This is a genomic window from Microbispora sp. NPDC049633 (genome assembly GCF_040675265.1).
Lineage (GTDB): Bacteria > Actinomycetota > Actinomycetes > Streptosporangiales > Streptosporangiaceae > Microbispora > Microbispora maris.
Window position 1 is genome coordinate 1 of record NZ_JBFAOO010000158.1, and the last position, 17,399, is coordinate 17,399.

16 protein-coding genes are annotated in these 17,399 nt (G+C 72.1%); 11 read left to right on the forward strand and 5 right to left on the reverse strand.

The window, feature by feature from the left end; all coding sequences use genetic code 11:
- The first annotated feature begins 210 nt into the window (after positions 1 to 210).
- Positions 211 to 2,709, forward strand: coding sequence for a protein kinase (locus tag AB0J39_RS29800; RefSeq protein ID WP_363470661.1), 2,499 nt, complete (start codon positions 211 to 213; stop codon positions 2,707 to 2,709).
- Positions 2,710 to 2,718: 9 nt separating this feature from the next.
- Here AB0J39_RS29800 and AB0J39_RS29805 read toward each other — a convergent pair whose 3' ends face one another.
- Positions 2,719 to 3,810, reverse strand: coding sequence for a magnesium and cobalt transport protein CorA (locus AB0J39_RS29805; protein WP_363470664.1), 1,092 nt, complete (start codon positions 3,808 to 3,810; stop codon positions 2,719 to 2,721).
- Positions 3,811 to 4,419: 609 nt separating this feature from the next.
- On the opposite strand from AB0J39_RS29805, the gene AB0J39_RS29810 reads away from it, so the two are divergent.
- From AB0J39_RS29810 to AB0J39_RS29835, 6 genes are read left to right on the forward strand one after another with little or no spacing between them, the layout of a single operon-like run.
- Positions 4,420 to 5,139 (forward strand): class I SAM-dependent methyltransferase, encoded by a 720-nt coding sequence (locus tag AB0J39_RS29810; RefSeq protein ID WP_363470667.1) that lies wholly within the window; start codon positions 4,420 to 4,422, stop codon positions 5,137 to 5,139.
- 28 nt (positions 5,140 to 5,167) lie between these two features.
- Entirely contained in the window at positions 5,168 to 5,437 is a 270-nt protein-coding gene (locus AB0J39_RS29815) for a PqqD family protein (protein ID WP_363470670.1), read from the forward strand.
- Positions 5,434 to 5,919, forward strand: coding sequence for a hypothetical protein (locus AB0J39_RS29820; protein WP_363470672.1), 486 nt, complete (start codon positions 5,434 to 5,436; stop codon positions 5,917 to 5,919). The genes AB0J39_RS29815 and AB0J39_RS29820 overlap by 4 nt, the downstream gene beginning before the upstream one ends.
- Entirely contained in the window at positions 5,920 to 7,362 is a 1,443-nt protein-coding gene (locus AB0J39_RS29825; RefSeq protein WP_363470675.1) for an MFS transporter, read from the forward strand.
- On the forward strand, positions 7,362 to 9,590 hold the full coding sequence (locus AB0J39_RS29830; RefSeq protein ID WP_363470678.1) for an asparagine synthase-related protein: 2,229 nt from the start codon (positions 7,362 to 7,364) through the stop codon (positions 9,588 to 9,590). The genes AB0J39_RS29825 and AB0J39_RS29830 overlap by 1 nt, the downstream gene beginning before the upstream one ends.
- 6 nt (positions 9,591 to 9,596) lie before the next feature.
- On the forward strand, positions 9,597 to 10,625 hold the full coding sequence (locus tag AB0J39_RS29835; protein ID WP_363470681.1) for a cupin domain-containing protein: 1,029 nt from the start codon (positions 9,597 to 9,599) through the stop codon (positions 10,623 to 10,625).
- On the opposite strand, the gene AB0J39_RS29840 is transcribed toward AB0J39_RS29835, so the two are convergent.
- Complete coding sequence (locus AB0J39_RS29840) at positions 10,622 to 11,116, reverse strand: GNAT family N-acetyltransferase (RefSeq protein WP_363470684.1); 495 nt, start codon at positions 11,114 to 11,116, stop codon at positions 10,622 to 10,624. The genes AB0J39_RS29835 and AB0J39_RS29840 overlap by 4 nt on opposite strands.
- 89 nt (positions 11,117 to 11,205) lie before the next feature.
- Here AB0J39_RS29840 and AB0J39_RS29845 point away from each other — a divergent pair, with 89 nt between their 5' ends.
- Both AB0J39_RS29845 and AB0J39_RS29850 read left to right on the forward strand, forming a co-directional pair.
- On the forward strand, positions 11,206 to 11,916 hold the full coding sequence (locus tag AB0J39_RS29845) for a M50 family metallopeptidase (RefSeq protein WP_363470705.1): 711 nt from the start codon (positions 11,206 to 11,208) through the stop codon (positions 11,914 to 11,916).
- A 42-nt stretch (positions 11,917 to 11,958) separates the two neighbouring features.
- Positions 11,959 to 12,399 carry a MerR family transcriptional regulator gene (locus AB0J39_RS29850; RefSeq protein ID WP_363470687.1) on the forward strand — a complete coding sequence of 147 codons (441 nt, stop codon included), beginning with the start codon at positions 11,959 to 11,961 and terminating at the stop codon, positions 12,397 to 12,399.
- Positions 12,400 to 12,501: 102 nt separating this feature from the next.
- On the opposite strand, the gene AB0J39_RS29855 is transcribed toward AB0J39_RS29850, so the two are convergent.
- Positions 12,502 to 13,485 carry a pyridoxal-phosphate dependent enzyme gene (locus tag AB0J39_RS29855; RefSeq protein WP_363470690.1) on the reverse strand — a complete coding sequence of 328 codons (984 nt, stop codon included), beginning with the start codon at positions 13,483 to 13,485 and terminating at the stop codon, positions 12,502 to 12,504.
- A 41-nt stretch (positions 13,486 to 13,526) separates the two neighbouring features.
- Positions 13,527 to 14,249, reverse strand: coding sequence for a GntR family transcriptional regulator (locus AB0J39_RS29860; RefSeq protein ID WP_363470693.1), 723 nt, complete (start codon positions 14,247 to 14,249; stop codon positions 13,527 to 13,529).
- A gap of 151 nt (positions 14,250 to 14,400) precedes the next feature.
- Between AB0J39_RS29860 and AB0J39_RS29865 the strand changes: the two genes are divergently transcribed.
- Complete coding sequence (locus AB0J39_RS29865; protein ID WP_363470696.1) at positions 14,401 to 15,684, forward strand: hydroxyacid-oxoacid transhydrogenase; 1,284 nt, start codon at positions 14,401 to 14,403, stop codon at positions 15,682 to 15,684.
- Between the two features lie 89 nt (positions 15,685 to 15,773).
- Positions 15,774 to 16,286 carry a hypothetical protein gene (locus AB0J39_RS29870; RefSeq protein WP_363470699.1) on the forward strand — a complete coding sequence of 171 codons (513 nt, stop codon included), beginning with the start codon at positions 15,774 to 15,776 and terminating at the stop codon, positions 16,284 to 16,286.
- A 47-nt stretch (positions 16,287 to 16,333) separates the two neighbouring features.
- On the opposite strand, the gene AB0J39_RS29875 is transcribed toward AB0J39_RS29870, so the two are convergent.
- A partial coding sequence (locus tag AB0J39_RS29875) for an SbcC/MukB-like Walker B domain-containing protein (protein ID WP_363470702.1) occupies positions 16,334 to 17,399 on the reverse strand: 1,066 nt, incomplete at its 5' end.

Consider the following 17,399-nt stretch of genomic DNA (forward strand, 5'->3'; position numbering starts at 1 on the left):
GGGGGCGTGCGCACGCCCCGGGCCGGTTCATGCCGCGACCGGCGGTCCCGCGGACGGCCGGACCAGCCCCACCACGGGACCTCGCGTTCGCCTTCGCGCCGTCCGTCATGGCGAGGGAATTCGGCGCGCGCCCGCATGTGAGCACCGTTCCGATAACAATTGCCCCATTGACATCTACTGCCGCTTGGATCGATCCATAACAATGACCGTGTGCCGGAGATATCACCTTTAAGGCCGGGAGACCCGCCACAAATCGGTCTTTACACACTTACCGGTCGTATTGGCGTGGGCGGCCAGGGAACGGTTTACCACGCGGTCGATCCCTCCGGGCAGCCCGTCGCGGTCAAGTGGATCCGGCCCGACCTGACCGGCGACATCGCCGGCGCCCAGCGGTTCCTCCGAGAGGTCGCCGCGGCCAAGAGGGTGGCCGCCTTCTGCACGGCCCAGGTGCTGGACACCGGCGTGGAATACGACCGGCCGTTCATCGTGAGCGAGTTCATCGACGGCCCCTCACTCCAGCAGAGCGTCGCCACCTCGGGCCCCATCAGAGGAAACGCGCTGTCCCGCCTCGCGGTCGGGACGGCCACCGCTCTCGCGGCGATCCACCGTGCCGGGATCGTCCACCGGGATCTCAAGCCACCGAACGTGATCATCGGCCCCGACGGTCCGCGGGTGATCGACTTCGGCATCTCCCGCGCCCTCGACACCACGTCGTCGCTGACCTCCGTGCCGATCGGAACGCCCGCCTACATGGCGCCGGAGCAGTTCCTCAACCAGGACATCGGCCCGGCGGCCGACATGTTCGCCTGGGCCGGCACGATCGTGTTCGCGGCCAGCGGGTCGGGAGCGTTCGGGAACCAGTCGCTGCCCGCCGTCATCAACCGGATCCTGAACGCCCAGCCCGAGATCCGGGACATCGAGGGCAGGCTGCGGGATGTGGTGGCGTCCTGCCTCGACAAGGATCCGGCTCGCAGGCCGTCCGCCCAGCAGGTCATCGACGCGCTGATCGAGCAGTCGGCCCCCGAACCCGCTCCGAAGAGCACTTCCGGGAGTGCCCGGGGAAGCGTTCGCGAGACCGCGCCCGAGCCCGTCGAGAGCGCCTTCGGAAGCGCGCCCGAACTCGTCGAGAGCGCGCGGGGAACCGCGCCCGAGCCCACGCCTCCGGCGGCCGCCGGTGCGGCGTCCGCGGCGGCATCCGCGCAGGAGCCGGACCGGGCCGACCGCCCGGAGACGACCACGGAGCCGTCGCCCGCTCCCGGCCCGGTGGGCGTGGTCGCCGCGCCCACGGACGCGCCCATAGACGCGGCCACGGAGCCGCCCACCGATGCGGGCCCGAATGCGGCCACGAATGCGGCCACCAATGCGGCCACCAATGCGGCCATGGACGCGTTCACGGATGCCACGGATGCCACGGACGCGGGTGGGCGCCCGGGCCGCCCGGCCGCGAAGGTCGTCGCGGCGGTCTGCGCCGCGGTGGCGGCGGTCGCCGCGGCCGTTCTCGGCCTGCCTCAGGGCGAGGACCCGGGCGTGGGGGCGGCCAGGGCGCACACATCCCTGCCGGGCTCGCCGCCGGCGTCCGCGCTCGCCGTCGTCCCCGCCGGACAGGCGAACCCGACGCCGGCCACGGATGCCACCCCGGTCACGAGTCCGAGCGACCCCCGGCCGCAGGGCACCTCCGGCAAGAGCGGCGGAGCGGCCGGCGGAGGGACGACGTTCCAGCGCAAGTCCGAGCCCCGTCCCGGCTCCGGCCCGCGGTCGCCCTCGGCGCGGGACGAGGCCGTTCCCACGACGGGTCTCGCCGGGCGGGAACTGCCCGGCGTCTCCGCGGTGCTCCACGAACACCCGGGTGACCCGGTGGCGGTCGCCGCGTACCGGGTGACGGACGCCAAGGGGCGCCTGCAGGCTCTGTACACGAGGAGTTCCCCCGGCGCGAGGTTCCGGAAGTGGACGGGCTACTTCCAGGTCGAGGTCTCCCCCGACGGCAGGTACGCGGCGGGTCTGCCGACGGAGTTCACCGACGGCTACGACTCGGTCGACGTCATCGACCTGGAGACCGGCGAGGTCCGCAGGACGCTGACGGTGCGGCAACCCCTCCAGGGCACCAACATCCAGTGGTCGAGGGACGGCCGGAGGGTCCTGCTGACACTGATCATGTTCACCGGTTCCACCGAGGTCACCAGCAAGGGCTTCGTCGTGGTGGAGGTGGGAGAGCCGAAGGCACGGGTCGTCACGGTCACGGACCCCGCCATCGCTCACTCGACGTTCACGTGGGACGCCCGGGACAAGGGCGTGGTCGCGCTCACCGGCACCGGCGGCGCCCGGGGAATACGCTTCTTCGACCGCGCGGGGACGGCGGTGCGCGACATGGCGGTCGGCGTGGTCGCCGACACCGTCCGCGCGGACGAGGTCGGGGTCCTGTTCGCGCCCTCCAGGCGGTCGTTCCTCACCGCCTGCGCCGGCCCGGCGCGGACGTACTGCATCTGGGACGCGGGCACTGGCCGGGAACTGCGGCGGTTCACCGCCGGCTGTCAGTACGTCTACGCCTGGTTCGGCGACGAGCACGTCGTCTGCCAGGCCACCGGGGACGGCGACGACGACGCGATCGTCGTCGCCGGCCTGAACGGCCGGCCGGTACGGACCGTCCTGACGGCCGACGACACCACGATGGGGCGGAGGCTCGAGGTCTCCTTCCAGTTCAGGTACTCGTGACCCGGGTCGTCAGAGCCAGTCGCGGCGTTTGAAGACCACGTAGAGCGTGAGGCAGACGACGCCCATGAGCATGATCGCCATGGGGTATCCGAGCAGCCAGTGCAGCTCGGGCATGTGATCGAAGTTCATCCCGTAGATCGTGCCGACCAGCGTCGGGGCGAACAGGATGGCCGCCCACGCCGAGATCTTCTTGACCTCGTCGCCCTGGGCGATGCTCGCGGCCGTGAGCTTGGTCATCTCCTCGTTCTGCTGCTGACTGACGAGTGTGGCGTTGACGACGAGAATGTCCTGCAGCATCTGCCGGAAGCCCGCCACGCGCTCGGTGACCGTGATGGCGTGGTCGGAGACGTCGCGCAGGTAGCGCTGCAGCTCCTCGTTCACGCCATATTTGGGCGAGCCCGCGATGAAGCCGTCGAGCATCGGGACCAGCGGGCTGGTCGCCCGCTGGAACTCGATGACCTCGCGCGACAGGGCGTAGATGCGCCGGGGCGCGGCCGGGTCCCCGCCGAAGACCTGCACCTCGATCTCGTCGACGTCGTTCTGCAGCCCGGCGACCACCGGCGCGTAGCCGTCCACGACCGCGTCGAGGATCGCGTACAGCACGGCCTGCGGCCCCTGGCGCAACAGGTCGGGGTCCGACTCCATGCGCCGGCGCACCTTGGACAGGTCGGGCGCCTCGCTGTGCCGTACGGTCAGCACGAAGTCGGGGCCGACGAAGACGTGCAGCTCGCCGAAGGCGACCTTCTCGGGCTGGTCGAGATACTGGGCGGCCCGCAGCACCACGAACAGCGTGTCGCCGTACCGGTCGGCCTTGGGCCGCTGGTGGGCGACGATGGCGTCCTCGATGGCGAGCTCGTGCAGGCCGAACTCCTCGGCCGCCTTGATCAGCTCGGCCTCCTCCGGCCGGTACAGGCCGATCCACGCCATCGCACCCGGCCGCGCGCGCAGCGCGGCGATCGCGTCGCCCAGCGAAAGCGGGGAGGCCACGCGCTCGCCGTCCACGTACACGGCGTTGTCGATCACGCTGTGCCGGAACGTCTCCTCCTCGCCCGCGCGGGGGTCCATGGAGTGCTCGGGAGCCTGCTCCGGTTTCGCCCTCATCAGCCCACTCAATCCGCGCAGTCCACGCATACGCCGCTCAGCCACACGTAGAAGGTAACCGCCCTCACATCGAGCACCGGCCCCCGCCACCCGGCATGGGCACACTCCGAACATCCGCGCGCGCTGTCCGTCTCCGGCGAGCCGAAAGTCGAGGCCACGCCGGTGACCACCGGAGAAAGCCCGGAAAGAAAAGCAGACCGTTGAAAATCGAATCAAACAAGGCTCTTGACCGATTTGTCATCGGCTTCGTACCATCCTTACAGAGCTGGGACGGGGGACGTCGACAGCCGAAAACGGGGCATTACCCCTTCTCCTGTATCGCGAGAGGAGGTGTGTCATGAAGTCCTACGTGAAGCCGGTCGTCATCGAACTCCGCCGCATGGTGGTCGACGGCGGCCACTGATGTGAAACGTACGCACCATTCGCTCTCGCCCTCGGGGAGGAGGTGTGTCATGAAGTCCTACGTGAAGCCGGTCGTTATCGAGCTGCGCCGCATGGTCGTCGACGGCGGCCACTGATTCGCTGAATCCGACCCTTTGCCCGGCATATTTCCGTCACCGGATATGCCGCAGTGAAATCCCCCGTCCCAGCTCGTCAAAAAGGACCCCAGTGATCACTGCAGCCGAGTGCAAGACCTATGCCGAGTTCGTCGAGAAGTACCAGTGGTATGTCTACCCGGTCCTCTCCGCCCGCATTTCGCGGATTCACGGCCTCGGCTCGCGGGCCGAGGTGGCGATCGACATGGGCACCGGCCCGGGCCATCTGACCGCGTACCTCGCCAGGGACCACGCCGAGGTCGTCCACGCGGTCGACATCAATCCCGCGATGCACGAGATCGCCAGGGCCACCTGCGAGCGGCTCGACCCTCCCGGCAAGATCTTCTTCGACCTCGCCGACGTACATGACCTGCCCTATCCGGATGGCCACGCGGATCTCGTGGTCTCCTACTCCTGCTTCCACCACTGGGCCGACCCCGTACGCGGCCTGGAGGAGTGCCTGCGCGTCCTGCGGCCCGGCGGGCTCCTCTACCTGACCGACACCGACGGAGCGCGGCGCGACGCCGGTTCGATCATCGAGGAGACGGTGGTCGAACCGGAGTATTTCCGATTCGTGGCCGAGGCCTTCGAGGAAAGCGTCGACCGCGCCGCCGTGGCCGCACTCGTCCAATCCGCGGGAGTGCCGGAATTCACGCTGCGGGATTTCGTCCTGGAGGAGGAGGACGTCATGTCGGCCATCGACGACCTCCCGCCCGGGCGGTCACTCCCGGCGGTGAGCGAGAAGGAGTTGGGAGCCGTTTCCTGGGAACTCGTAATCAGAAAACCCCGCTGATCGCCGTCCACAGCGAAAGGACCGTTCCGTGGCCATCACCGCCGACACGATCGTCGCTCCGGCACCCGGCGTCGAAACCCGGAGATATCTCAAGGGAATGGTGATCGACCCGGGCATCTCCCTCAACGAGGTGGCCTCTTTCATCTTCAGCCAGTTCGATGGCGAAAGGTCGCTCAAGCAGGTGGCCGAAGCCGTTACCCGCGAATATCAGATAAGCCTCGACGACTGTCTTCCGGACGTGATCGGCACCGCCTCGGAACTCGTCGAGTTCAATGTCGTGAAAATCGTCTCGCCGTGACGGCCGGCAGCGTCGACTATCAGTCTCTCGCCCGTTCGCGCGCGAACGGAATGGTCAACTACATCGCCTTGCTGATCGCGCTGGCGAGGGACACGGGCCGCGGCACCGAGGACCTGGCCCAGTGGGTGCAGCGGCCGTACGAGGAGCTGGGCCTGTACGCGGAGCTGGCGCGGCTCCCGGCGGCGGAACGGCTCAAACTCGCGGCCGAGCGCTTCGCCGCCGGCCGCCGGCTCCTCTACGACGAGGTCGACGTGGCGGAGCTCACGGACAGGCCCGGATACCGCATCCGCAGCCGCGTCTGGTACGCGGACCGGCAGATCGAGACGGCCGCGTTGTTCGGCGTCCCGATCGAGGACATCCGCTCCTACGCGGCGTTGCTGGCCACACGGCAGCTCTCGCTGCAGGGCATCCGCGCGGTGGTCACCCCGGACGGTGCCCACGAGATCGCCGAACTCACACCGGGCGAAACGGAAGGGGTGTAGATGAGCTCGCGGGCAGGAGAGGGAGCCCGGGCGCGAACGCCCCACCCCGCCCGTCTCATCGTGCTGGCGACCTCGGCCGCAGTGATCGCGAGCGTGATGAGCACGTCCATGCTGAACCTCGCCCAGCCGGACCTCGTCCGGGCCTTCGGGGTGGGATACGAGTCGCTGCAGTGGCGGCACGTCGTCTTCTGGACCGCCCTGGGGGTCGGCATGCCGACCCTGGGCCGGCTCTGCCGGTCCGTACGGCCCCGCACGCTCATCCTCACCGGTCTCGCGTTGTTCCTGGTCTCGGCCGTGGGCAGTGCGACCACCCGCACCTTCGGCCTGTGGCTCGGCTGGCAGGCGCTGCAGGGGCTGGCGGACGCGTTCATCGTCCCCGCGCAGTCGGTGATCATCCGGCAGGTCCTGCCGGAGGAACGGCGCGGATGGGCCTTCGGCATCATGGCCTCGGTGATCGCGGCGGCCAACGTCGTGGGCCCGGGGATCGGCGGGCTCATCCTCCAGTTCGGCGCCTGGCCCATGATCTTCTGGTTCATGTGCGTCGTCGGGATCCTCGCGGCGATCGCCTCGCTCGTCCTGATCCCCGCGAGCCCTCCGGAGGGCGGCGGCACCGTGCGGCTCCCGCTGGCCGCGGCCGTGCTGTTCGCCGTGATGGTCGTCGCTGTGCAGGCGCTGCTGATGCCCGGCGAGTGGGCGTCCGGCCGCGGGTACGCCTGGCTGCCGGTGCTGGCGGTGGCGGCCGCGTGTTTCCGCCTGCTGGAGAGCCGGGCGGCCGACGACCGGCGCTTCGCCCCGCGTTCCCTGTTCCTGCACCGGGACTTCCTCGTCGCGATGGCGCGCGGGTTCGTCGTCTTCACCGCGGTCAACGCCGTCTTCTTCTTCCTGCCCAGCCACCTGCGGGAGTCGGGGCAGCTTCCGGCGGGGCTGGCGGGGGCGCTGCTGCTCGCCTCGGCGATCATCCGGGTGTCGCTCGGCGGGTGGGGCGGACGCCGGTCCGACGCCGACCTGTCCAAGTCCCTGAGCGTGGGAGTCGTGCTGGTCATCGCGGCGATCCTGCTGTTCCTGCCCGGCGGGCCGGGCACGATGCTCTACCTGGCGGTCCCCGCGCTCGTCCTGTCGTCGGTGGGCTCCGTCCTCCTGACGCCCGGGCTCAACAAGCTCGGCATGCGGGCGATGCCCGAGGGCGACACGGGAACCTTCGCCGGGTTCTTCCAGCTCGCCCAGTTCCTCCCCGGAGGGCTGGCGGGAGCGGCCTTCGGGCGGCTCGTCGAGGACGGCCGCACGGGCGGCTTCGACACCGCGGGATACCGATGGGTGCTCGTCATCTCGGCCCTGCTGCTCCTGGTGGCCCTGCTGCTGGCACGCCGCGCGGAGCGCCGGCCGGATCAGCGGCCCGCCGGGGCGCTCGCGGCACGGCCGATGGCGGTTCAGGAGGTGGAGTGATGTGCGGCATCACGGCCGTGTTCGCGATCGGCGGCAGTGTTCTGGACGACGAGGACAGGGCGGCGGCCGACCGGATGATCCGCGCCGTGGCGCACCGCGGGCCCGACGGCGACCACGCCGCCGACGGCGCCGGGCACGCGCTGCGGTTCGCGCGGCTGGCCGTCTTCGGGCTGGCCGACGGGCGGCAGCCGTTCGCCTCCCGGGACGGCCGGCTGCTCACCATGGTCAACGGGGAGATCTACAACCACGCCGAGCTACGCGCGCGCCATCCCGGACGGCCGGTCACCGGCACGTCGGACTGCGCCGTCGTCCACGACCTGTTCCCCGAGCACCGGGAGAAGGTCTTCCCGCTGCTGCGTGGGATGTACGCCGCGTGCCTGCTCGACCGGGAGCGCCACGAGCTGCACCTGGTCAGGGACCCCTTCGGCGTCAAGCCCCTCTACTATTCGCGGCTGGGCGACCGGATCCACGTCGCGTCCGAGCTGAAGGGGCTGTTCGCCGGCGGCACCCCGGCCACCCCCGACTGGGGCCGGGCGCTGCGCGACTCCTCGTTCACCATCACCGGCGGCGTCTCCACGCAGACCGACCAGACGTACTTCCTGCACGCGCGCACGGTGCCCGCCGGCGGCGGAGTGACGATCGACCTCCGCACGGGCGAGGAGCGCGCGTGGGAGCACTGGCGGCCCCCTGCCGGGACCGTCCCCGAACCGGCCGCGACGGGCGAGCCGGAGGCGTACACGCGCGAGTACCGCCGGCTGTTCGAGCAGGCGGTACGGCGCTCCTGCATGACCGAGACGCCCATGGCCGTCTTCCTCAGCGGTGGGGTGGACTCGGTCGCCGTGGCCGCGCTGGCGGCCAGGGAACGGCAGCTCACGGCGTGGACCGTGCTCAGCCCGAGCACCGTGGAGAGCGGCGACTTCGCCGCGGCCGTGGGCACCTCGCGCAAGCTCGGCATCGACCTGCACTGGGTCGACACCTGCGACGTCGAACGCGGCCTGACCGCGGAGGACTGGCTGTGGATCCTCCGGTGCGCCGAGACGCCGCTCGCGGGGCCCGAGCAGTTCTACAAGCTGCTCATGCTCGCGTCGGCCAGGGCCGCGGGGATGGATTTCAAGGCGATACTCACCGGCCAGGGCAGCGACGAGTTCAACGGGGGCTACTCCACCGTCGTCAACCTCGCCGGGGACGGCTCGTGGGCGGGGTTCGAGGCGGCGCTCGCGTCCCGCGAGCGGCGTTCCCTGCTCGACGCGCTCCCCGGCTCGTACGGCTCGCTGGAGGAGGCCGTGGGCCCCTGCCTGCGCACGGAATGGCTGGCCGGGCGGCTCGGCGGGCGGGCCGGCGATCCCTACGACGGCTACATCCTGGGTAAGGCGGCCGATCTCCAGCGGTTCAACTGCTGGCACGAGGACCGCGTGGCCTCGGCGTACGCCGCGGAGAGCAGGCCGGTCTTCCTCGATGTCGACCTGGTGGAGTTCTCGATCCGCCTCCCGGCCCGCCTGCGCCCGGTCCTCCTCGACGACAAGCGGATACTCCGCGACGCCGTGCGCGGCCTCGTGCCGCCCGAGATCGCCGAACGCAGGAAGGCCCCGTTCTTCTACGCCGCCGACCGCACCGTCGCCCTCGCCATGCTGCGCAACCTGCTGACCCGGCACGGGGACACGCTGGTCGAGGCCGCGACGGCCGGAGCCGTCTCCGGGACGGTCCTCGACCCGGACGCGCTGCGGTCGGCGATCCGGCACGCGCTCGACCATCCGCTGGGGGCGGGCCTGGAGCAGGTCCTGCGCCTGATCTCCCTCGGCGCCCTGGAGACGGTGCTCGCGTCCCCCGGAGGGCGGGCACGGCCGGCCGGCGGCACACTCCAGGCCCCCGCCTCGTCCCTGTCCGCCTCCCCCGGCGTGGACGAGGAGACCGTACGGGCCCGGGTGCAAGAGTCACGGCCGCGGATCGGCGCGGACACCGTCGTCGGCCTCCTCGGGGACGTCGTCCTGCTGGCTCCCCACGGCCCGGGACAGGACGGGCAGGAGACGCTCCTGATCGCGCGGGCCGGCACGATCGAGTACGAGGTCACGCGGGACGCCGACCCGGCGCTCTTCGACGTGCTGCGCGCCCTGACCGCACCCCGGACGATCGCCGAACTGGCCGGCTCGACCGGCATCCCGCAGGAACAGGTCGAGACGGCGGCCGAATCGCTGCTGCGCTACGCACTCGCCGAACTCACAGAAAGCTGAGAGGCCATGAACGACACCACCGAGGCGCTCGACCTCCTCTTCGAACCGGTCGGCGGCATCGAGAAGTTCCGGCAGGAGTACTGGCCGGGCAGGTTCGTCACGGCGGAAGGCTCCCCCGAGCGCCTGGCCGCCCTCACCGGCGGACGGGCCATGACCAGCCTGGAAGACGTGCTCGCGGTGTACGACAACCCCGTCATGGTGGTGGGCCCCTGTGTCGTCGACGCCACCGGCGGGATCACGGACCGCTTCCTCGTCCCCCCGGGCGAGGCGCTCGCGTGGTACGAGCAGGGCGCCGCCCTGGAGATGGATTTCGCGCACTTCTTCCTGCCCGGCATGTCCCACCTGGTGTCCGCCGCGCGGAAGTTCTTCGGCCTGCCGGGGGGCACGGTCGCCAAGGGCATCGTCTACGCGGCCAAGCACGGCGGCGGCTTCCCCGTGCATTTCGACGCGTACGTCAACTTCGTCTTCCAGGTGGCCGGCGAGAAGGTGTGGCGGGTCCGGGAGAACGAGAACACCACACTGCCGATCCAGCACTACGACCTGGCCCAGTATCCGTACCTGCCCGAGGGCGTCCAGCGCGTCTGGACGGGTGAGCCCCCGGCCGAAGGGCTGCCCGACGGCCGGGAGGTCGTGCTGCGCCCCGGCTCGATGCTCTTCCTCCCGCGCGGCCTGTGGCACTGCACCGCCTCGGGCGAGGCGACGCTCTCGATCAACATCACGCTCGGACAGCCCACCTGGCTCGATCTCGTCCAGCACGCCGTGCGGCGCGGCCTGCTCGACCTCGACGAGTGGCGCGAGCTGGTCTGGACGGACGCGGACGGCGAACTGACTCCCGACGCCCGCGCCAACGTGGAACGCGCGCTGCGCGAGGCGGGGGCGCGGCTGGCCCGCCTCACCCCGGAGGACCTGCTGCGCGAGCGCGACCAGGCGCTCGATCCCTACCAGGAGACCCAGGGCTCGTTCCGCCGCTCTCTCGGGTTCGCGCGCATGCTGAACGTGGTGCCGTCCCAGGCGCCGTCTCAGCCCGCCCGCTAGAGGAGCAGTTCGAGTTCGAGTTCGTGACGGATCGGGATGCCGTCGGCGTGGGTGGGGATGGAGGGCTTCAGCCCGCGCGCGGCCTCGACCGCGTCGCGGTGGACCGCCACCAGGTCGAACCCGTACCGCTGGTAGAAGCGCAGGGCGCGGGTGTTCTCGTTCGTGGTGACCAGCCAGAGCCGCCGGACGCCCGCGCGCTCCGCCTCGGCTCGCACCCCGTCCAGCAGTGCCCGCCCGACACCCCGCCCGGCCTCCGTCGCGTCGAGTGTCACGATCTCCCATTCGACGTCCGACACCGCCCGGTACGTCAGCAGTCCCACGGGCCGTCCCTCCACCCTGGCGAGGAGCGCACGCTGCGCGGACGCGTCGATGAGCTCGCCGTGAACGGCGACGTGAGGGCCGCCCCACGACTCGGCGAGGATGCTCCTGACGGACTCCGCGTCCGCCGGCTCCGCCGGACCGACGGTGACGGCTCGCTCGGCGATGGGCATGCCCGGAGTGTACCGATCAACGCCGGCCGGGGTGGTGGGCGTGTCCGCGGCCGGGGGGCGTCCGCCGTACGATTCCGGGGGTGACCCCCCTGAAGGCCCTGTGGAACCACCTGACCGCCGTCCAGATCGCGCCCCCGCTCTGGCTGGTCGTCCTGTCCGGGTTCGCCGCCCTCATCGTCGTCGCCTACCCGGCGTCGTGGCACATCTCCCGCGGCCTGATCACGATCGCGCACGAGGGAGGCCACGCGCTGGTCGCGGTGCTGACCCGGCGCAAGCTGCGGGGCATCCGCCTCCACTCGGACACCTCTGGCGTGACGCTCACCAGAGGCAGGCCCACGGGGCCCGGCATGATCGCCACAGCCGCGGCGGGGTACGTCGCGCCCTCGCTGATCGGGCTGGGGGCGGCCCGGCTCGTCGCCGACGGGCGGATCACGATGCTGCTGTGGGGCGTGCTCGCGCTGCTGACGTGCATGCTGCTGATGATCAGGAACTTCTTCGGCGCCGTGTCGCTGCTCGCCGTGGGCGGCGCGATCTTCGCGCTGTCCTGGTTCGCGCCGCCCGACGTCCAGTCGGCCTGCGCGTACGTCGCCGCGTGGTTCCTGCTGCTCGGCGGCGTACGGCCGATCCTCGAACTGCAGAGCAAGCGGCGCCTCGGACGCGCGCCCGACTCCGACGCCGACCAGCTCGCCCGCCTGACCCGGGTGCCCGGCACATTCTGGGTGCTGCTGTTTCTGCTCGTCTCCGCCGCCGCGCTCGTCTACGGCGGTTTTCTGCTCACGGCCCGCTGGCTGCCCCTGTGAACTGTTGACCTTGCCGCGACGTCGACGTCTCTGATGGGGGGCATGCGGATCGGCGAACTGGCCGCACTCGCCGGGGTGTCCACCCGCACCGTGCGGCACTACCACCACCAGGGCGTGCTGCCCGAACCGTCGCGGCGGCGGGGCGGCTACCGGGAGTACGGCCTGCGCGACGCGCTCCTGCTCGCCCGGGCCCGCCGGCTGACCGAGCTGGGCCTGTCGCTTGACGAGGTGCGCGACGTGCTGACCGGCGACTCCGCCCGGGAACTGCGGGAATCCTGCTGGAGCTGGACGCCGACCGCGCCGCCCACCTGCCCCGCGAGCTCGCCGCCTCGCTGGCCTCCGCGATGCCCGCCGCCGGCGACCCGTTCGCCCAGGCGTTCCTCGCCGGTCTGTCCCCCGCGCAGGCCGAGGTCGCGCGGCGGGCCATGGCGCTGCTCGCCGACGGAGCGGCGTCGGCCCTCGGCGTCCTCGGCGTCATGGTGAGCTGCGCCCGCCGGCCGCACACCGTCTCGCCGGACGCGCTGCGCCTGCGGTACGGCCGGCTGTTCAGCGTGGACGTCCCGGCTGACCTGTCCGGGCCTGGGGTCACGACGCGGCCGGTGCCGCCTCGCCGGCGGCGAGGACGGCGGCGAGCGCGGCGGGGGTGATGTTGCGGCCCGAGACCACCGCCACGACCCGTCCGTGCACGGCGACCTTCCCGGCGAGCAGGGCGGCGACCGGCACCGCTCCGGCGCCCTCGGCCACGTGTCCGCGCTCCGCGGCCAGGTAGCGCAGCGCGGCTCGGATCTCGTCCTCGGTCACCGTGACCAGTTGGTGCACATGTCGCGCGACGAGGCCGATGGTGGCCGAACCCGGCTCGATGTTCCCGGCGAGGCCGTCGGCGAGGGTCGGGCCGACCTCGACGGGCACGCGACGGCCCGCGGCGACCGCCGCGGACACGGCGGTGGAGGCCGCGGCCTCCACTCCGACGACGCGCACGTCCGCGCGGCCCGCCGCCCACAGCCCCAGCCCGGACGCGAGCCCTCCGCCGCCGATCGCGCACACCACGGTCAGCGGGCCGTCGAACTGCTCGTCCAGCTCGTGGCCGATCGTGCCCTGGCCCGCGATGACGTACGGATCGTTGTAGGCCGATATGTAGTGGCAGCCCGGCGCCTCGGCGAGCGCGAGCGCGTGTTCCTCCGCCTCGTCGAAACCGTCGCCCGTGCGCACCAGGTCCACGTGCAGGCGGCGCAGCCCGTCCACCTTCGCGACCGAGGCGGTCTCCGGAACCACCACCGTCGCCCGCCGGCCGAGCCTCCCGGCCGCGTAGGCGACGCCCAGCCCGTGGTTGCCGGCCGACGCCGTCACCACGCGGGTGCCCGGCGCGGCGGCCACGGCGTTCAGCGCGCCCCGGACCTTGAACGACCCCGTGGGCTGCAGGCTCTCCAGCTTCAGCCCGGGGTCGCCGGGCGTGCCCGCGCCCGGGTCCACCGGAGTGGGACGAAGGTGCGCCCGGATCACCTGCCTGGCGTTCTCCAGGTCGTCCCGGCGAGGGATGGCTACGTCTCCTGCCGATCGGTTCTCGCTCATATCCCGATCATGCGGGTGAAGCGCGCGATCCGTGCGCTCCTTTACGTCGTAGATTCGCCCAGTGCCTCGTAAATGAGGGCGATGTCGGCGGGCTCGGCGGGCCGGCCGTTCTCCGCGGCGGCCTGGGCCACGAGCAGCTCGCCGGTGTGCGCCACGTGATCGCGCATCGCCGCGGCGGCGGCGTCCGCGTCGCCCGCGAGGACGGCGGCGAGGATGGGCTCGTGCTCCGCGGCGACGTCCGCCAGCGAGCGGGAGCGGTCGACGGTGGAGGCGCCGAGCGTCACCGTGGCGTCCCTGAGCCCGGCGACGACCTCGGCGAGCCGCCGGTTGGCTCCCGCGGCGAGGATAGCGTCGTGGAAGGCCCGGTCGTGCCGCATGAAACGCGGCTCGTCGTGGTCGGCCGCCGCGGCGCGCATCGCGTCCAGTTCCTCGCGCAGGACACGGGCGAGGCCGGGACCGGCGTGGCGCGCCGCCCGCCTCGTCGCGGGCACCTCCAGGAGCAGCCGCAGGTGGAACACCTCGGCGATCTCCCGGGGGTCGCGGCGCAGCACCCGGAAACCCCTGCTCCGCTCGAACCGCACCAGGCCGGCCTCGGCCAGCCGGAGCATCGCCTCGCGTACGGGGGTGCGGGAGACGTTGAGCTGCCCGGCCAGGCGGTAGACCGAATAGAGCTCCCCGGGCCGCAGTTCGCCCGAGTGGATGGCCTCCCTGACCGCCTCGACGACCTGCTCGGTGAGACTGGACGTGCCCGCGACCGCTCGCACCGTCTGACCACCCCTCCGAGGGTCGTGAGCCCGCCCGCGTCCCGGCGGCGCATTGACACGCAGCATGCTACATGCCAGGTTCCCATCGGGAACGCCCCCGCACCGGCATCGCGCGTGCCCGCATGAGCCCCCGGATGGAAGGCCAGCGATCGTGATCGTCCCGAGCAACCCCGAGTCCGTCTTCACGTACGGCGCGCCCGCGCTCAAGTTCGGCCCCGGCGCGTCCGCCGAGATCGGCTTCGACCTCGGGCAGTACGGCGTGCGCCGCGTGCTGGTGATGACCGACGCCGGCGTGGCGGCGACGGGCGCCCCGGCGCGGATCGCGGAACAGATCGCCGGGTTCGGCATGCACGCGGAGGTGTACGACGGCGTCCACGTCGAGCCCACCGACGAGAGCGTGCTCGCGGCGATCGGGCACGCCCGCGCGAGCGGCCCGTGGGACGCCTTCGTGGCGGTCGGCGGCGGGTCGAGCATCGACACGGCCAAGGCCGTCAACCTGCTGACGACCAACCCGGGCGAGCTGATGGACTACGTCAACGCGCCGATCGGCGCCGGACGCGCCCCCTCGCGGCCGCTCAAGCCACTGGTCGCGGTGCCCACGACCACGGGCACCGGTTCGGAGAGCACCACCATCTGCGTGCTGGACGTGCTCGGACTCAAGGTCAAGACGGGGATCAGCCACGCCCGCCTCCGCCCGGTGCTGGCGGTCGTGGATCCCGGCCTCACGATGACGCAGCCGCCCGAGGTGACCGCCGCGGCGGGGATGGACATCCTCTGTCACGCCCTGGAGAGCTACACCGCCCGGCCGTACACCTCCTACGAGCGCAGGCGGCCGGAGGAGCGCGTGCCGTACTGCGGGTCGAACCCGGTGGCGGACATGTGGTCGGAGCAGGCGCTCCGGCTGCTCGCCGGCTCGTTCCGCACGGCCGTACGGCACGGCGACGACGCGGAGGCGAGGGGCGCGATGGCGCTGGCGGCGACGTTCGCGGGGCTGGGGTTCGGCAACGCTGGCGTGCACATCCCGCACGCCAACGCCTATCCGATCGCCGGGCGGGTGAGGGGCTTCCACCCGGCCGGCTACCCCGATGGCGGGCCGATGGTCCCGCACGGCATGGCGGTGGCGCTGACCGCGCCGGAGGCGTTCCGGTTCACCTTCGAGGCGGACCCGGCGCGGCACCTGCGCGCGGCCGGGCTGCTCGACCCCGCGGCGGCTTCGCCGGACGACCCGGCGGACTTCCTGCCCGCCGTGCTGACCGCGCTCATGCGCGACGTCGGCATGCCGAACGGCATCGGCGGCGTCGGGTACGCGGACAGCGACGTGCCGGCGCTGGTGGAGGGGGCGATGAAGCAGCAGCGGCTGCTCACCACCTCGCCCAGGCCCGTCGCGGAGGAGGACCTCGCCGGCATCCTGACCCGGTCGCTCACGCTCTGGTGAACCGCTCCGGCCGCACCAGGAACGGTGACCTGCGGCCGACGACTCGCCTGTTCGGCGAGCCGAGCACATCTGACTTCGGGAGTGGATGTATGAGGCGCCCGGTAAGCAAGCAGCTCGGGGGGAAGGTGCGGTTGCTTGCCGTGGGTGGGTACACGTACCAGTCGGGAGGGTCGCTGCGGCATGCGCTGCCGTGCGGGAAGACCTGGTTGCGTACGCGGTTCACGGTCAGTGACCGCAACCCGTTCTACCTGGTCCCGCCGATTTTCGGGCCGGCCACGTACAGGACGCTGCTGGGCACCACGACCAAGCGGACCGGCGGGGTCTATCAGGGTGCCGTCACCCTGGGCACGCTGTACAAGGCATCGCCGTCCCTGCGCGCGCAGCCCGAGATGAAGCCCACCCGGCGAGAGGCCGAGCTGAAGGTCCACTGGCGGTTGTGGACGGACCGGAAAGGCCTGCCGACCCGGCTCTACACGACCTTCGCCGATCCGGACTATCCGACGGGCGCGATGAGCAGCCGCACCGACATGCGTTTCTCGTCCTGGGGAACCAAGGTCCGGCTCACCGTTCCGGAGAAGGAGAGCACCTACCAGCCGAGCTGATCCGCGCCGGCCTTCGGCCCCGAAGAGCAGGTACGGGTTCACCCCGGTCAGCGGTGCGACAGGGTGGAGCCGGAACGGCCCTTGACCACGCGGAGCTGAGCGGGGATGCGCACCCGCAGTTCGGCCACGTGGCTGACGACACCGACGGCACGGCCGCCCTCGCGCAGGCCGTCGAGGATGTCGAGCACGTCGTCGAGCGTCTCGTCGTCGAGCGTGCCGAAGCCCTCGTCCACGAAGAGGCTGCCGATCTCCGCGCCGCCCGCCTCCGCCGTGACCACGTCGGCCAGGCCCAGCGCCAGGGCGAGCGAGGTGATGAAGCTCTCGCCGCCGGAGAGCGTGGCGGGGTCGCGTTCCACGCCGGTCCAGGCGTCGAGCACGCGCAGGCCCAGCCCGCCGCCCGACCGCCCCCGGTCGCCCGCGGACCGGCTCAGGTCGTGCCGCAGCAGATAGCGGCCGCTCGACATGCGGTCGAGGCGCTCGTTCGCCGCGTCGACGACCTGGCGGAGCCGCTCCCCCAGCACGTACGCCGACAGCCTCATGTGCCACCGGTTGTCGCCGGACGTTCCGGTCGCCAGCTCGGCGAGCCGGCGCGCCAGGCGGTGACGCTCCTCGGCCGGCCGGTAGGCGCGCAGCGCGGCGCCCAGTTCGCCGGCGAGCCCCGTGAGCTGGTCGAGCCTGCCCCGCGCCCGGTCGCGTGCCGAGGTGCGGACGGCGTGGTCCCGCTCGGCCCGCTCGTGGCCGGCCTCCAGCTCGGGCAGGTCCGCGGCAGGCTGGGCCGCCGCCGTCACCAGCTCGGGGTCGGCGAGCAGCCCCTCGATCGTGGCGCGCTCGGCGTCCAGGTGACCCAGCCGCTCGGACATCGCCTCCCGGTCCTCCGGCGCGCGGACAGCGGCGGCCGCGTGCTCCAGGCTCGCGAACCCCTCCTCGGCGGCGGCCCTGTCCGCCTCCGCCAGCGCCGCCCGGCTCTCGCGGTCGGCTGCGGCCGCCGCGACCGCCGCCTCGGCGGCCTCCCTGAGCAGGTCCGCCTCCTCCTCGAGCCGATCGAGACGGGCGGCGAGCGAGGCGTCCTCGCCGCGGGCGGCGTCGATCACCTCGGCCAGCCTGCGCTCGTCG

Excerpts from the sequence above, each read along its gene's own strand:
- AB0J39_RS29805 (WP_363470664.1), bottom strand. The coding sequence starts at position 3,810 with ATGAGGGCGAAACCGGAGCAGGCTCCCGAGCACTCCATGGACCCCCGC.
- AB0J39_RS29825 (WP_363470675.1), top strand. The coding sequence starts at position 5,920 with ATGAGCTCGCGGGCAGGAGAGGGAGCCCGGGCGCGAACGCCCCACCCC.
- AB0J39_RS29830 (WP_363470678.1), top strand. The coding sequence starts at position 7,362 with ATGTGCGGCATCACGGCCGTGTTCGCGATCGGCGGCAGTGTTCTGGAC.
- AB0J39_RS29835 (WP_363470681.1), top strand. The coding sequence starts at position 9,597 with ATGAACGACACCACCGAGGCGCTCGACCTCCTCTTCGAACCGGTCGGC.
- AB0J39_RS29840 (WP_363470684.1), bottom strand. The coding sequence starts at position 11,116 with ATGCCCATCGCCGAGCGAGCCGTCACCGTCGGTCCGGCGGAGCCGGCG.
- AB0J39_RS29850 (WP_363470687.1), top strand. The coding sequence starts at position 11,959 with ATGCGGATCGGCGAACTGGCCGCACTCGCCGGGGTGTCCACCCGCACC.
- AB0J39_RS29855 (WP_363470690.1), bottom strand. The coding sequence starts at position 13,485 with ATGAGCGAGAACCGATCGGCAGGAGACGTAGCCATCCCTCGCCGGGAC.
- AB0J39_RS29870 (WP_363470699.1), top strand. The coding sequence starts at position 15,774 with ATGAGGCGCCCGGTAAGCAAGCAGCTCGGGGGGAAGGTGCGGTTGCTT.